Source organism: Candidatus Limousia pullorum (assembly GCF_057405065.1).
Map to the genome: position 1 here is coordinate 2,328,880 of NZ_CM171614.1, position 15,005 is coordinate 2,343,884.

Here is a 15,005-nt window from a genome sequence, read left to right on the forward strand (position 1 = left end):
AATATTTATAAAAAGATATTTTCTGCAGGCATATCACCTATATCAAACAATTTGCACTCCTCCTCTAATACCCATGGGACAGTGCAGGAGGCTAAAAAATATGTATATCCCTCTTCCAATTCTTCAGGAGGATTATAGTCATAACTATCTGTGTTTTGAAATTCAAACTTAAACCTTCCGATATTTATAACAGTTTCATTTATGTGATTTAAAAGATTGCCATAAAAATAATAACAACCTCCAACAAATATTTTATCTCTTCCCCTGATGGAACAGCTTATATCTAATTTTGCCGGTTCAATTCCAAGAGTCTTGAAAAATTTTTGTTCTTGCGGTGATAAATACTCTATACAAAATTTCTCGTAATTTCGTATGTCCTGTGACTTACCCAATCTGATATTATTATAATAGTTTTTTGTTTTATTCACATCAATACTTAGTTTTAATTTATCAAATATTAATACTGACATATTGGCAGCATTGTCGTTATTTTTTGATTTATCTTTTTTATCTGTAAATAAAACACCGATACTTTCCAGTTTATTTTTCTCAATTTCGTTTTCAATGTAAATTTTATTCCATCTATTCTGAGCGTCTATTTCAAAAACACATTCACCGTTTTTATAAAATGACAAATTTGAAGGAAACTCAGGATACTTCCAGTCATACAAATAATCTGCCTTTTCAAAAGCTTTTATCGCATTTTTATCTGATTTATATTCAATATATCGAATGATAAATCCAAAATCGTTAACTGTTTTTTCCTCCAACATTATGTAAGGCTCAAGAATTTTTGATATATCGTCACTTGTATCTGTACTCAATTCGTTTTCTGAACGCTTAATAAAGCTAAGGGAAAACAAATCGCTGTTATTTAGAAGGTAATCAACGAAATTAAGATAACTTTCTTTATTAGAAAAGTCTTTTATTGTGTATTGATTCATAAAAAGTTCTCCTATTATTCAAAGCCATGATAGTAATCGCAGTAATCAATCCTATAAGAAAAATATATTCAGACGAATAGACAAACTCAGTCATAGATAAATCAAAATAAAAACCATATTTTTATAATATATATTATAATAGCTTAAATTATTAAATGCAAGTAACTAAATAATTTCGATAAAATTTTACACAGTAAATTACAAACAAAACTAATTTAAGCATAAATACCATTTGTCAAGGAGATTTGCACCAAGCGCTTTAATTTGCACCGGATTAGTATAAATCGTTACAGTGAGTATAAAACTTTTATTGGTATAACCATATTTTATGACTCTAATCGAAAAAACAGCATTATTTTAGCTAAATAAATCGTTACGCGTAAGTATCAATTTTGGGCTTTATTACTGGATTTTCGGACAACAAAAATGCACCCAATGCATAATACTGTCAGAATTATGCATTGGGTGCGGATTTGGGATGCGTTGACAAAAAAGATACCCGGTGAAAATGAGAATTTCATGCATGTTGGAGATTCACATCATAAACTCACTATATGGTACCACATTATCGGCACCAAATACATTGCGCAAATACGTTTCGAATTGTGCGTTGATCTCAACAGTAACTAAAATAGCGAGTCTCTTCCTCGGTCTGGAGCAACACACATAAAACAAGTTTCGATTCCTAATGTATGTTGCAAGTTCTTTGCCTTGCAGAGATTTTTCATCTTTATATAGTGAATCTTCAAACTTGTAGAGATTCCATCCTCTGCCCATTACAAAAAGAACATTGTCATATTCCTCACCTTTTACTCCATGGTCTGTAGAGTACACGGCATCCGGTTTGAAGAAATTGATAGCATTGATGACTTCCTCATATTTAATTTCATAAAACTGTTTTAGGGTAGTCTGTGCATAGGCCGAATCATCAGTAGAATAATATTCTTTCATATAATTTTCAATATCTGGAGGAATGGGAATTAACCTACTATCAACAGCTGTCCTTAAAACATCATAAATTGTTCCTTGCCTTGCAACGCATAAAGCACTTGTAAGGTCGCGCCACTGCTTCTTCTGTCTCTTAGTTTCTATTGGCTGACGCATTGTTCCAAGAACCTCATACATTGCTTTGACATCTTGCTTCTCTAATGCATAGTATAAAGGCTCAAGCATGTCTCTAAAGAATATAAAGTGCTTATCATCTTGATCTTTAAAACGATCACCCAACGCATCCAAGAATGCTTGATAGTGCTGCTGCTTGGCAAGCATTTTATGTGCAATCATCAGAACTTTACTATCTTTATCCCAGCCTTTTGATTTTAATTTTTCTTTAACCGAAGTAATATAGTCAATTAACAAATCTTCAGGAAGTTCACCCTTATAATATGGTCGTGTGTCTCTGGGACCACGATAATCATTTGTGGTAATAACCACTATACTGCCATCGTTCTCGTTTAACGCTGATATCTGCGGGAGTTCAGGCCTAATTTTATTCAAAGCATCAATAATAACTTTCTGAGAGCGAAAGTTAGACTCTTTTTTTATCTCAATCAGCTTGTCACTGACTATTAAGCCACAAGCACCATTATTTGAATAAATAGTCTGCCATGCATCACCGAATAATCCAAATTGTGGACCGTGCTCCTTCTCAATAAAATACTTTAGGAACTTATCGGTAATACTTTTAAAGGAATCCTGATACTCATCAATAAGGATAATTGGATATCTGTCCGTTAACAACATGCGAAACTTTGGCTTATCTAAAAACCAGGAAAAAAGTTTAATTACATCATCGTGGAATAGGTGTAACTCATTATTTTGAATGTATCTAACACCCAGATCGTATACAACACTCTGGATTTTCGAAATATCGCTATCAGAAGGAAAAAGTTCTAATTCTTCAATACCGATAAGCAATGTTGATTTAAAGTTCTTTATATTATCCCATGCAAAATTATGAATAGTCGATGGGACAATAGAACTTCCACTCGAAATCCGATTTTTAATAACATCCACGGCTGCATTGGTATATGTAATACAGGCAACTTGACGATTTTTTCTACTAAACTCTTTTGCCTTATTTTTATCTATCCATTCTACTACTTTGTGCAATGAATAGGTTTTCCCAGAGCCTGCACCCGCCTCGACACGAAAGCTTTTACCGGATTTTAGCATATTTATAATTTGAGTATCAATCATATCAGCGCGAGCCTTGGCCAATTCATAATTCGTCTTTTCAACCATGTAATCACGCTTTCTGAGAAGAAGCACCGTGCTTCCTCTTATATTTTCTCGTTGGTTGCATTACTTCAGGCATCTTGTCTTGATTGTTCAGCCAGATCAATCCATTTTGAATATATGAAGGGACAGAAAAATTTTCGTATGCCGAATCAGTTAACAACTTAAGTGCGAAATCCGTTTTACTGCCCTCGTCATCGTTAAAAAGCGGTATTTCAGTGACCTCAGAATCAATATTAAAGAGTTGGCGATTTACATTTTGAATTGATTCTTCGAGACTTCTCGGATATGCGCCGTTTTCTTCAAGTTGAAACTCGATATGACGATGTCCATTGTTTTTCTTATTAGGATCTCTTGCAAGTTCTAATACCTTTTCAAAAGGAACTTTCGTAGACACTGCGATGTTATATATATCATGACACCAGCGTTTAATCGCACCATTAGATGAGTTAACGGCAACAGATAGTTGACATTTCTTGTGATCACTATTAATGAAATCAATATCTGTAAGAATCAAAGTAGGAATTTCCAAAAAATCCACAAACTCATAGAATCTGTGTGCATATGCTCCACCGACTTCAACAATTGTATAATATTGTGATGCAAGCGTTGGTTTCTGCGTACCAAACAAACCATCTTCCTCACATTTTGAAATCATTTTGGGCAGTAAAAGCCTTTCAGCCGCACCCTCCACAAGAATTGCTTTATCGCAAAAATACAAATCGCAATAGCTTAATTTAAGATACTTCTGCAGGAACTCCAGATTTTCTTTCTTTACTTCGTCGGATTGTGCAGACTCATAAAAATTTTGCAAGTCTTTACATATAACAAATTCCTTCTGCCGCCGCATATATCGTACTTGCTTAAAATTTACAGTATTAGCTACATGAGCTGAGTGCGTAGAAAGAATAACTTGAGATAATTTTTCCTTGCCTATCTCATCTTCTAAAAATTTATCTAAAAAGCTTACAAAAGCTGTTTGAAGCTGAGGATGCATATGCGCCTCTGGCTCCTCCATTAGAAGTAACGGTATAGTGGCATCATTCGCATTGACTGCTCTTGCAAACTCATGAAGCATAAGAGAAATCTTAATAAGGTTTTTGTAACCTAAACCATTGTGTGTACTCGGAAGAGACTCCTCAGCATTCGCAGACGTATAGGTTAAATCAGTACTATTAAGGATTTGCTGTTTCAAAGAGATATCTGTGTTTGCTTTCAATCTCATATCTTCAGTCGATGGATAACCAAACCGCACCATGCTTTCAACAATCTTATCCATCAGGGAATTAATCTTCCTCTGAGCTGCAAAACTCATATTATCTACATAATGATTAAGTTCATTTATTATAGGACGTAATGCTTCCGTAAGTTGATCTTCATCTTGGCTGAACACACGATTCATAATATTCGCCAAAGGATGTTCATTTTTATTTTCCGACTCGTCAAGATTTCTTTCTGCCTCAATCATTCTGCATGTAAAAAGCTTTTTTAATAGATTTGAATGTCTCTCCTGATAATCATATGTATTTGTCGGATTTACAGCAAGAACAATCAAAGAGAAAAACTTATCAAATTGCTCTTTCACCACAGCTGCAATAATGGATTTGTCATATAAAAGCGAATCGCTCTGCCCTGATTGAGAGTTTTCCTTCTCTTTTGTAGCCAACAACTCATCATAGCGTTTACGACATGTATCAAAAAGTTCTGCTGCTTTCAGATCATTAAAAGAATAAACGACATCTATCCGTGCAGTGTTCAGTGTATCATCCATATCAATGATAAAGTTACGCAACTCTCCAAGGCATTGATCCTCTCCATCTTCACTATAATCGATATAAAAAATCACCTTCGTTTCCTCTATTTGATTTTTTATCTCAGTATTTTTTAGTTGACCTGCCCAGTATTTTTCAAGCGTCTCATAAAGCTGTTGCCGACATTCAAGAGGATAGTCGTTAAACGATAAATTCTTCTTTTCGTTAATGATTGATTGAAGCAGATGGGCAACTGATGTCTTACCAGTATTATTTTTACCAACTATCAGCGTTAAAGATTTGTCTAAAACGATATCTACATTCTTTAATAGTCTGAAATTTTCAATATGTATCTTCTGTATGTACATATGCCCGCTCTCCTCACCAGTCTTAAATAAACTCAGTTTTCTAATCAGGTTGTGGAATGGACTCATTTTTGATGTTTCATGCATCTTTTGCAGTATCTTTGTAAATGGTTAATTTTATTATACCACAAATTTCCCCATTTCTCAACGAGAAAAGCAGGCACAGAGAGACACCGGCAGCGCCCAAGCTGCCAGCATTTCTCTGTGCCTGCTTCTTAGTGAAGGGGCTGGGTGAGTTCGAACCCACCGACGAAGCGGATGCGGATCTCTTCTTTGGAGAGGACGGTTACTCGTTCAATCACCCGGTACACCAGGGGGTCGGAATACTCCGTAAGGTCGAGATCTTCTGCGGAGATGAGGGCCATGATTTCCTTGGCTTTGTTTTCTCGGCCCATATCCTGCTGGGTGTCCAGTTCCGCACGTTTTTTCATTTGCCTCAGCTGGAGCATCTCATCGCTGATTTGTTTGATCCGCAGATCTACGATTTCACTCCCTTCCATCGTAAGCAGCCGGTCCAAGTCCTTGTCCAGGTCATGGAGCCTGTTTTCTATCACAAGGGGATTGATTGCGGCGTTTTCTCCACCAATACAGTGTGCAAGTGCTTCCTGCAGGGTGGCAGCCATTTCTTCCTGGTGGCCTTGAACCAGGGAACGAATGGCTTTCAGAATAGCGGAATAGAGTTCATCTTCCTTGAGGCTGGGGGAGTCCTTGCAAACCTTTGGCCCGCATTCCAGCCGGTTGATGCATCGCCAGACGATTTGCTTCCGCCCGTGGATGCTCCATGTCACCCTTCGAAAGTAACAGCCGCAGTTCCCGCAGACAAGTCTTTCCGAAAGAGCGTATTTGCTGGTAAACCGCCCACGATTGGTCTTGGCTTTCTTGGCATTGGCGGGCTTTTTACTTTTCCTGCGGGCGATTTCCTCTTGGATTTGGTAAAACATTTCCCTCGGAATGATTGCCGGATGGTTGTCCTTGATGTAGTATTGCGGGAGTTCTCCATTGTTCTTCTTGACCTTGCCTTCAATGAAATCTGCCGTGTAGGTTTTCTGCAGCAGGACGTCACCCATGTACTTCTCATTCTGCAGGATGCGTTGGATGGCTTCCGTGCTCCAGTTTTGATTGCCGGTGGCGGTTGGAATGCCCATGCTCTCCAAAGTTTCCTTTATGGTACGCAGGCTATCGCCATTTAAGTAATTCTGAGCGATCAGCCGGATGATCTTCGCTTCTTCAGGCACAATTTCCGGCTCACCATCCGGCCCTTTGCGATAGCCCAGGAAGTTTTTATATCGGAAACTGAACCGGCCCTGCCGGTAGCCCATGCGGATGCCCTTAGTCACGTTGCCGCTGATAGATTCGCTCTCGGCCTGGGCGAAGGAACTCAGGCAGGTGAGGATCATCTCGCTGTTCATATTCGAGGTGTCGATGTTTTCTTTCTCAAATATGACCGGAATGCCCCAACTTTTGAGGATTCGCACGTGCTTGATGCAGTCCAGGGTGTTACGGGCAAAGCGGGAAATGGATTTTGTCAGGATGAGGTCAATTTTCTTCTTCCGGCACAGTTCAATCATTTTGTTAAATTGCTCTCTTTTCTTGGTGCTGACGCCTGAGATCCCATCGTCCGCAAAAATCCCGGCCAGCTGCCAACCCTCATGATGGGTGATTTTATCCGTGTAATAAGCCACCTGCACCTCAAAGCTATTCTGTTGTTCTTCTTCCTCGGTGCTGACCCGGCAGTAGGCTGCTACCCGTAGTTTCCGTTTTCGCTTTCGAAGGTCACCCAGCAGGGGGTTCGCCGGGATTTCTGTAACTGTTTTTTGTGCCATGGAGATTCTCCTTTCAAACCACGATATCGTTCAGCAGACGAAGCTGTACAGATGCGTCCGGATGCAGGATCACCTGTTTCACAGCCCTTTCAAAAAGTTCCCGATCCAGGATCTTGTCATTGCTGTGTGCCTGAAAGAGGGCTTTCAGGGTAATGGTCAGATGGTCTGCTTCCTTGATGGAGCAGGTTTTGTATTTTTCAGCGGCACACTCAAGAATGAGAGGAAGCAGTTCATTCGGATCCACCTCCCGCTGGTTCATCGCCTGATTGATTTTATTGGTCAAGCGGGCTGCCTGTATGGATAGGCTGTTATTGGTTGTAGGATTTCGCCCCGCAATCTCCGGATTATGGCAGGACATAAGCAATTTATCTGTTACGGCTTGTAGCAAATCGCGGTCGGTTGTCAGGCTGAACGGTATGCCACACTTTTTGCAAGTCCAATGGATTCGTGATGATTTTAGCTTGATTCGTCTTAATTTTTCTCCGCAACTACAGCAGACTAACTTTCTCTGTATGAATATGATGGGAGATTGGGCAGTGGCCTTCCGTTTTCTCATAGAAGTAACCGCTGTCCCAATTTCCTTGCTGACGATAAGAGGGAAATCGCCGGCACGCCAATATCGCTCATCATCCAGCATCCTTGCAATCATGTTTTTGTTCCAATGCTCGGCGTTTTCCCGGAAGCGAATCCCGGTTCCTTCTGCGTAATCAGCCAATTGCTGAAGCGAGGCACCGTTTAGGTAGCCAGAAAATAACTCCTGAAGCAGAGCACTTTCCTCTGAACGGATTACAGTCTTTCCATTCACCATGTGATACCCGAAGGGAAAGTATCGGATCTTTTTCACGATTGGGCCCTCCTTTCCTCGAGAACCAGCCCGTTGGCAAGTTGAAAACAGAATTTTTCCTGATAAACTGTGATTTTTTTTACCATGCTTCGAAAGAGGGAAGGGTCAAATTCGAGCATAGGTTTTGCCCCTTCCAATAAGTCAAGCAACAGGCGAGTTCCTTCGATGGCGCTGCTGGTATCGTCCGGCTCCTGACGCTGGCGCAGTTCCAGGCGCAATTCCTCAATTCGCTTATTGTTGCGATTGCTCCGCTCTATAAAAATAGCAGAATCAATGCACCCTTTGGCTTGTAGCCGTGAGAGCGAGTGATTCTGCGTGACTAATTCTGAAATTTTCTCGTTTAAATCCATTATGTCTGGCCGGCTACAAACGGACTTGGCCTGTAACTCCAGCAACTGGCTCATCATAGTGCTAAGGATATCTATATTGTCTAAGAGTTTGTTGTACATGGATAGGAAAGCCATCAGGATTTCCTGCTCACGAATATTTGGCATGGGGCATAAATCCTTGGATTTTCTGTGTAACGCACAGAACCAGCAGTTCTCTCCATTGCTTTTATGTTTGTGAAAATAAGAACCGCAAAGCGCACACTGCATTCTACTCCTTAAAGGAGTCTGCTGCATTTCCCCCGATGGAGGATGCCATTTCTTCCTTTGATTTAGCAGCTGTTGAACAGCTTCAAATGTTTCTTTTGAAATAATGGCCGGATGCGAGTTCTGAATATAGTATTGCGATAGTTCACCACTGTTCCTTTTTTGCCGGAGCGGTAATTCCTCAGGAGTATATCTCTTTTGAACCAACGAGTCACCGATGTATTTCTCATTAGACAGGATATATCTAATCATTGTAGAGTGCCATCTGCCCGATGGTTTCTTATCTGTTTTTAGATTTGCCGCATTTAATTCCGCTGCGATTTCTTCTGTCCCTTTTCCAGACAGATAGCTATTAAAAATGTATTCGACAATGGGAACCTCCTTGGGATTGGGTACAAGCGTGTTGTTTTTGAAGAAATAGCCCAGCAAATCCTTGGATGTAATAAAATCGCCGGATTTCATCCGGCGCCGGTAACTCCATTTCAAGTTCTTCGATATGGAGAGAGATTCTTCCTGGGCGGCAGAGCCCAAAATACTCAGCAGCATCTCGCTGCCCATGTTCCCGGTGTCAATGCCCTCTTTTTCAAATTCCACCGCCACGCCAAGCTGCTTGAGTTCTCGCACGGTCTGAAGGCAGTCGAGGGTATTTCGTGCAAACCTGGAGATGGATTTAACAAGGATACGGTCTATTTTCCCAGCACGGCAGTCGGCAAGCAGGCGTTGGAAATCGTCCCGCTTGTCGACTGTGGTGCCGGAAACCGCTTCGTCAGCATAAAGGCCGGCAAACTCCCATTCATCTTTGGATTGGATGAAGTCGGTGTAATAAGCCACCTGGGTGGAAAAGGAATTCAGTTGGTCGGCTGAATCGCTGCTGACACGGGCATAAGCGGCAACCCGCAGCTTTTTGGCTTGCTCTGAGATGGGTTGAATCACTCTGACCTGCGGCATCTCTGCCACCCCCTTTCCGGCTGGACATCTTTTTTGTCACACCCAACACTACCACAACCGGCATGGGATAGCTATTACGACAACCACTAAATACTGAGCTCAGAGACTCCGTACTTTTCGGCAATAGCAACATTGGCTTGCTGACAGTATTCTGCTGTGATTTTTCCCTGCTCCATCAGCTTTTTCAGCGTGGAAAACAGCACAAAGTATTTAATTTCCTTGATCACCTTTTCGCCCGGAAGTGCCGGAGTAAAAGCGGGATCCATGGTAGGCTCACCATGGTAGCCGGAGCCCTTTTTGGGCGGCTCTCCTGAGAAAATGTTGTTCCAGCCCTTTGATGTAGAGTTCATACCGCAGGTCGCTTTCGGTGGTGATCAGTACCGCATTGTGGTCCTGCAGGAACTCCAGTATCCTCATAAGGATGGCGGGGTCATGGCTTAGGCGGGTGAGGTTCTGCACAAGCACAGCTTGGGCAAGGCCGCCTTTCACGGCACGCATCATCTGCTTCAGGCCCATTCTGGCCATGCTCTTGCCGGAACCCATATCCTGCGAAGTGCCTGCGACAGTGTATGCTCTGCGCTCCGCTTCATCCAGCAGGTTTTGCATCTGCTGGAACAGCACCTTCAGATGCTTGTCGCTGCTTCGGCTGTACAGCCACATGGGGCGGTCCGCATAGGGAAAATTCATCGTGCGTCGCCCCCTTTCCCCTTTGAGGGCGGCTTTGGAAACAGAGGAAGGGAAAGCGCAGAGGCGTCTTTGGCGTGGATGTGTACCTTCTGTTTTTGAAATTCGGCTGACACAGGGAGGATTGCATCGAGCTCCCGGCCAAGATGACGGAGGCTGGGCATCATCACCGCACCCACCTGTCCTTCTCGGATAGCCGCCAGCATTTCCTGAACGCCGGGCCGCTCCATGGGCGGCAGCTGCCTGCTGGAGTCAGTGGAAACCCCGGCAACCACAAGGCCATTTTGACGGGCCGTATGTTTCATGGCTTCTACGCTCAAATCTCTCCACTCTGCTTGCTCGGAACTCTTGGAACTGGCATAGAGCCAGACTTTTTGCTCTATTGGCGTAGTGGCTGTTCGGAAATAAACTGCCACCTTCATATTTTTCTTGTCCATCTATGGCAACTCCTTTATGGCATAAAATAATCCGGGCCTTTCTTTGCCCGGATGAAATCCTCCACATCTTCAATTTTGGTAGTGATGCGGATCGGTGGCAGGGTTTCCAGCACAGCTTTATGGTATCGCTCTCCGGGGGCGGCACGGTGGTCCAGGATGCTGACCACGCAGGTGTCGGTCTCCGTGCGGATGGCACGGCCAAACCCTTGTCGGAGTTTTACCTGCATATCGGGTATCACCACAGTTTTAATGTAGTCCTGCAAGGTGGGGTACTGCTCCCGTTCCGCTTCGCTCAGTGGATCTGGAACGGGGAAGGGCAGCCGCACAATGATCAGCGATGACACCATATCTCCGGGAAAGTCCACCCCCTCCCAACAGGAACCCGCTGCGAACAGCACAGCGTTTTGGGCCTGCTTGAAGCGATGGATAACATCCTGGGAATGCCGCCAGACCTCCATCAGCGGGAAGGCCATCCGGCCCTTCACCTGGTTGTAGACAGCGCCCATGAGAGAATAAGAAGTAAACAGCACCAGTGTGTGGCCATGGGTGGCATCCACCAACCTGCAGATTTGTTCTGCCAGACACTTGGCCTCCATTTCGCTGCCCATTGGCGTTTTCGGCAGGTCCCCCGGAATGTAAAGGATGCAGTTTTCCCGGTAGTTGAAGGGTGACTCCGCAATGAAATCCTCCAGCCGCTGGCTTGAAGACAGCCCCATGCGCTGCCGGGTCCGGTGAAAGCTGCCCCCAGCCATGAGGGTGCCGGAGGTGAGAATGGCGGGAATGTTGTTGCGCCAGAGCGCACGGTTCAGCTGTTCCGGCATCTGCCGGCTGGCGGCGCATAGGCTGGGGCTGCCGGTCCTGTCGTATTGGATGTAAAGGATATAGCGGCGATCCCCCGTGAAGAACAGGTTCAGCACCTGCTCTGTTGTTCCCAGCCGGTGAAGGATCCACCGTGGCAGGTGGGATGCCAGCTGTTTTTGGAGTACACGGAGGAGGGAGAGGCAATCCCGAAGGGCCGCTTCCCGTTCTGCGGTCAGCACGAAGGCAGTGCGCTGTGCTTCTTCCAGCAGCTCACCCCGGCACAGGGCGCCCATCAGCGCCCGGAACTTTTCCCGCAGGTTCTGCGCCGCAAGGATATACTTCTCCTTTGTGAGCAGAGAGCAGAGTTCATGAAAATCCTCCGCCGACAGGCTCTGCCCGTACATCTGGCGGGCGGCATCCGGTAGCTTGTGGGCCTCGTCGATGACCAAAGCCCGGTAATCGTTCAGAAGGGGCCGCAGTTCCTGAAGCCGATGGGCTGCATCGGCCAGCAAATAGTTGTGGTTGCAGATCTGGACGAAAATCTCTGCACTTCGGGCCTCTTTCAAATATTGATGGTAGCGGCAGCTGTTCCGCAGCCGGCAGGTTTTCTCGCAGACCTTCGGAACACACACCTGGCGGCGGTCAAAACCGCTCAGGCCGGTGACAGCGTCCAGGTCATAATTGCTTTGAAGGGAGAACAACGCTTTCCGCTGTTCCTCGTTTTTGTTCTTCCCCTTGACGGCCTCCAGCCGCTGGGCGAGACGGGCGTCGCAGACGAACCGCTCCTTCCCCTTGCGAACCATGGCCCGGATAGGCTTCGGGATGATATGGTTTTCTAAAAAGATACGGGATAAGAATGGGATGTACTCTCCGATGATGGCGTCCTGCAGGGCCACACTGGAGGTGGAGACCACCACCGGCTGGGAGCCGGCAGGCCCGGATGGGTAAAACTTTTTCAAAAGGATGCAGGCGGTCAGGTAGGCGTAGGTTTTCCCAATCCCCACCCCTGCATCGCACAAGGCAATTTTATTGTGGAGCAAGGTGTCCAGCATGGTATGGCACAGGGCAATCTGTTCTTCCCGCACCGCCAGCCCATTTTGAGGCAGAAGGATGCGGAAGATCCGCTCGATCTCACCATGGGCCTGCTCCTTCAGGTCTATGTTCATATCGGCACATTCTCCTTGGTGCGTTGGCGGCAAACTGATGCGGCGCAGCAAAAACTGCGCCGCACGGATTCGCCGTCAACGGCAATCTGAAAAATAAAAGGGTTGATTCTGATGTGCCGTATTTGCAACTCGCCCCCCGGCAACCTTGGGAACCATGGGGGCAGGCTTGCAGTTTACAAGCCGTTCACTGGCTCTCCGGGGGTCTTGCTGATTACAACCCAGGGTCGGCCAACCCATCTGACGTGTGGGCAAACGGTAATGCGTATCATAATACTCCGGCCAGGGTCGTGGCGAAAAGGGCAACTGCCCCCTCTTTTCGGTCAAAAGGGATCGCTCGAAGCAACGACACAAGCTGCCATCCCATTGGGGAGTGGCAGCTGTGCCGCAGCTTGTCATGGCGCTTTTCCATCGTCGCTCGCCTGGACGGGAACGTACCCGCATGGCTGATATTGACTTTTCAAGCTACAGGTTGAACGTATTTCTTTTCCCCGTTCATCCCATAGCCCAGGAAAAAGGGCCGATAGCTTCACGCTTCAAAAAATTTTTTCAGTTTTTTTCTGAGGCGCACCATCCGAAGGTTGACCGCCTTTTGTGTCAGGCCGATTTTCTCAGCGATTTCACACCCGTTGTAGCCGGACATCTTCAGAAAGGCGATTTGGATGGTGAGCTTGTCCTCCTTGGAGAGGATACGCAGCAATTCCATATCTTCGATGCTGTCCATGAGGGATTCCACATCCTCTACGGGCAGTTCCAAGTCCTGCGCCGAAACCAAATCCACATAGGGCGACCACTCCACCTGCCGCTGCAGGTATTGGCGCTCCCGGTTGAATTCGGCCCAGTCGTATGTATGCAGGCGCTGGATGGTTTCCTCGTCCACACCCAACTCCCGGAGTTTCTTTTCCTCCGCTTCTTTCCATTTGAGCCACTTCTTTTCGGCTCTGGCTTTGTTGTAAGCCATGGCTGTTTTCCTCCAATCAATCTGAAATTTGAGAAAATTCAGATTGTCGGGGGCGGCGGCCTGCCGCTATGTGTTCTGAGCCATGACCTCCTTCTGCAAAAGTAAAAAAAGCGCACTCGTCCCTGGACGAATGCGCTTGATAGGGCTACCTCGTTGGAAAATCCACAATATGGATGCTTATGGGAAAGTGATAATACTCGAAAAAGGGCTGCAGCTTCGGGTGAAGCTGCAGCCCAAATCATATGATGCGGTTTCCAACGCCGCATTGCTGGCATCCCCTCTATGCGGGGGAAACCGGCAACCTCCTGTTATACCAGTTTTCTCCAGCCAAATTCAGATGGGGCCAGTATAAAAAGGGGAAACTATTTTCTTACTATCTTTCTCCTTCGAATTACATATTTCGTAATGGCTTATTCTACAAATTACGACAAAGGCCGTTTTCTACTTGGCTGAATAGGTCAATCGGTAGCCATTTCCCCGCTGGGTGGCCTCGTCGACGATTTGGCAGGCGGAGTCCGGCTGGTCCAATTTCAGCTTCTCCCGCAACCTATTTATATAGGCTGCCACTTCTTCTTCGCCGTGGTCTGCGTCGGGATGAGACCACACAGCGTTGTGGAGGAAATCTGCGGGTAAAGCCTGGTTTGGGTGCTCGGCAAGCAACCCGAGGATTTCGAATTCCCTGCGGGTCAAATCTACCATGACTCCGTTGATGGTCACCTCCTGCTTAGGTTGGTCGATCCGCAGCGAACCGAATTCATAGACCTTTCCCGGTCCATGGTACGAGTGGTACTCATATTCAGCAATCATGTTCTTGAGCTGTTCTACCATGCGGTCAGCTTCTTCATCGCTGCACTCGATGATAATCATTTTAGGCATTGTGGCGCTCCTTTCGCTACATTGATGATGGGGATGGATTTTCTCTGTGCATACCGGTATGTCTGATAGGCCCCGCCATACTGGCGGATAATATAGGAGACCAAGCAATCCGCTTGATCTACCATCCAGCGGTTCCGTTTGGAGATCGCTGCTTTGTAATGGGCATATTCTACCCCGTCCGGCATTAAAATTTCATCGTATAGAGATCGAAAAAAACTTCTATCTGCATTCAATTTACCTGAGAAATAAGGGATGACTAAGCAAAGCTGGATACCCTTCTCCGGATGCTTTTTCTTCAGCCAGCGAACGGCGCCGGCACAGAGCGCATCAAACTGGCCCATGCCCCCGCATAGGAACACGAGCCTGTGTCCTCTCCCTATCAGGCTTTCCAGCGTTTCTTTTACTCTTTCCTCGATTTTCGGCTCAAAAACCTGCCTGTGACCGGCAAATGTGCAGACAAACTCCGGACATACGTCCTGTCTGCCCTCGCAAAACATGAAAATCACCGCCCGTAAACTTATCAAATCGCTAAATACTTTCATTATATACTTAGCCATACACGAAGGTCAAGCGGGTA

General features: G+C 45.4%; 13 protein-coding genes. All 13 read right to left on the reverse strand.

Annotation, left to right across the window (positions count from 1 at the left end):
- Positions 1-5: 5 nt before the first annotated feature.
- A complete protein-coding gene (locus CGICJO_RS10775; RefSeq protein WP_486498878.1) occupies positions 6-944 on the reverse strand; it encodes a hypothetical protein in 939 nt (312 codons plus the stop codon).
- A 534-nt stretch (positions 945-1,478) separates the two neighbouring features.
- The gene (locus CGICJO_RS10780) at positions 1,479-3,215 is read right to left on the reverse strand and encodes a UvrD-helicase domain-containing protein (RefSeq protein ID WP_486498879.1); all 1,737 of its coding nucleotides are present in this window, start codon (positions 3,213-3,215) and stop codon (positions 1,479-1,481) included.
- Entirely contained in the window at positions 3,193-5,301 is a 2,109-nt protein-coding gene (locus CGICJO_RS10785) for an ATP-dependent nuclease (protein WP_486498880.1), read from the reverse strand. The genes CGICJO_RS10780 and CGICJO_RS10785 overlap by 23 nt, the downstream gene beginning before the upstream one ends.
- A 212-nt stretch (positions 5,302-5,513) precedes the next feature.
- Complete coding sequence (locus CGICJO_RS10790) at positions 5,514-7,121, reverse strand: recombinase family protein (protein WP_486498881.1); 1,608 nt, start codon at positions 7,119-7,121, stop codon at positions 5,514-5,516.
- Positions 7,122-7,134: 13 nt separating this feature from the next.
- Positions 7,135-7,965 (reverse strand): recombinase family protein, encoded by an 831-nt coding sequence (locus tag CGICJO_RS10795; protein WP_486498882.1) that lies wholly within the window; start codon positions 7,963-7,965, stop codon positions 7,135-7,137.
- Positions 7,962-9,506, reverse strand: a complete 1,545-nt coding sequence (locus tag CGICJO_RS10800; RefSeq protein ID WP_486498883.1) for a recombinase family protein — start codon at positions 9,504-9,506, stop codon at positions 7,962-7,964. Before CGICJO_RS10800 ends, CGICJO_RS10795 begins: the two co-directional genes overlap by 4 nt.
- Positions 9,507-9,592: 86 nt before the next feature.
- Positions 9,593-9,772: a hypothetical protein gene (locus CGICJO_RS10805; protein WP_412111310.1), complete on the reverse strand. Its 180-nt coding sequence runs from the start codon at positions 9,770-9,772 to the stop codon at positions 9,593-9,595.
- Positions 9,773-9,779: 7 nt separating this feature from the next.
- Positions 9,780-10,193, reverse strand: a complete 414-nt coding sequence (locus CGICJO_RS10810; protein ID WP_486498884.1) for a recombinase family protein — start codon at positions 10,191-10,193, stop codon at positions 9,780-9,782.
- Entirely contained in the window at positions 10,190-10,627 is a 438-nt protein-coding gene (locus CGICJO_RS10815; RefSeq protein WP_486498885.1) for a recombinase family protein, read from the reverse strand. Before CGICJO_RS10815 ends, CGICJO_RS10810 begins: the two co-directional genes overlap by 4 nt.
- A 14-nt stretch (positions 10,628-10,641) precedes the next feature.
- A complete protein-coding gene (locus tag CGICJO_RS10820; protein WP_486498886.1) occupies positions 10,642-12,594 on the reverse strand; it encodes an ATP-dependent DNA helicase in 1,953 nt (650 codons plus the stop codon).
- 526 nt (positions 12,595-13,120) lie between these two features.
- Entirely contained in the window at positions 13,121-13,552 is a 432-nt protein-coding gene (locus CGICJO_RS10825; RefSeq protein WP_486498887.1) for a sigma-70 family RNA polymerase sigma factor, read from the reverse strand.
- 441 nt (positions 13,553-13,993) lie between these two features.
- A complete protein-coding gene (locus tag CGICJO_RS10830; protein ID WP_486498888.1) occupies positions 13,994-14,428 on the reverse strand; it encodes a winged helix-turn-helix domain-containing protein in 435 nt (144 codons plus the stop codon).
- Positions 14,416-14,970: a hypothetical protein gene (locus tag CGICJO_RS10835; RefSeq protein ID WP_486498889.1), complete on the reverse strand. Its 555-nt coding sequence runs from the start codon at positions 14,968-14,970 to the stop codon at positions 14,416-14,418. Before CGICJO_RS10835 ends, CGICJO_RS10830 begins: the two co-directional genes overlap by 13 nt.
- Between the last annotated feature and the right edge of the window lie 35 nt (positions 14,971-15,005).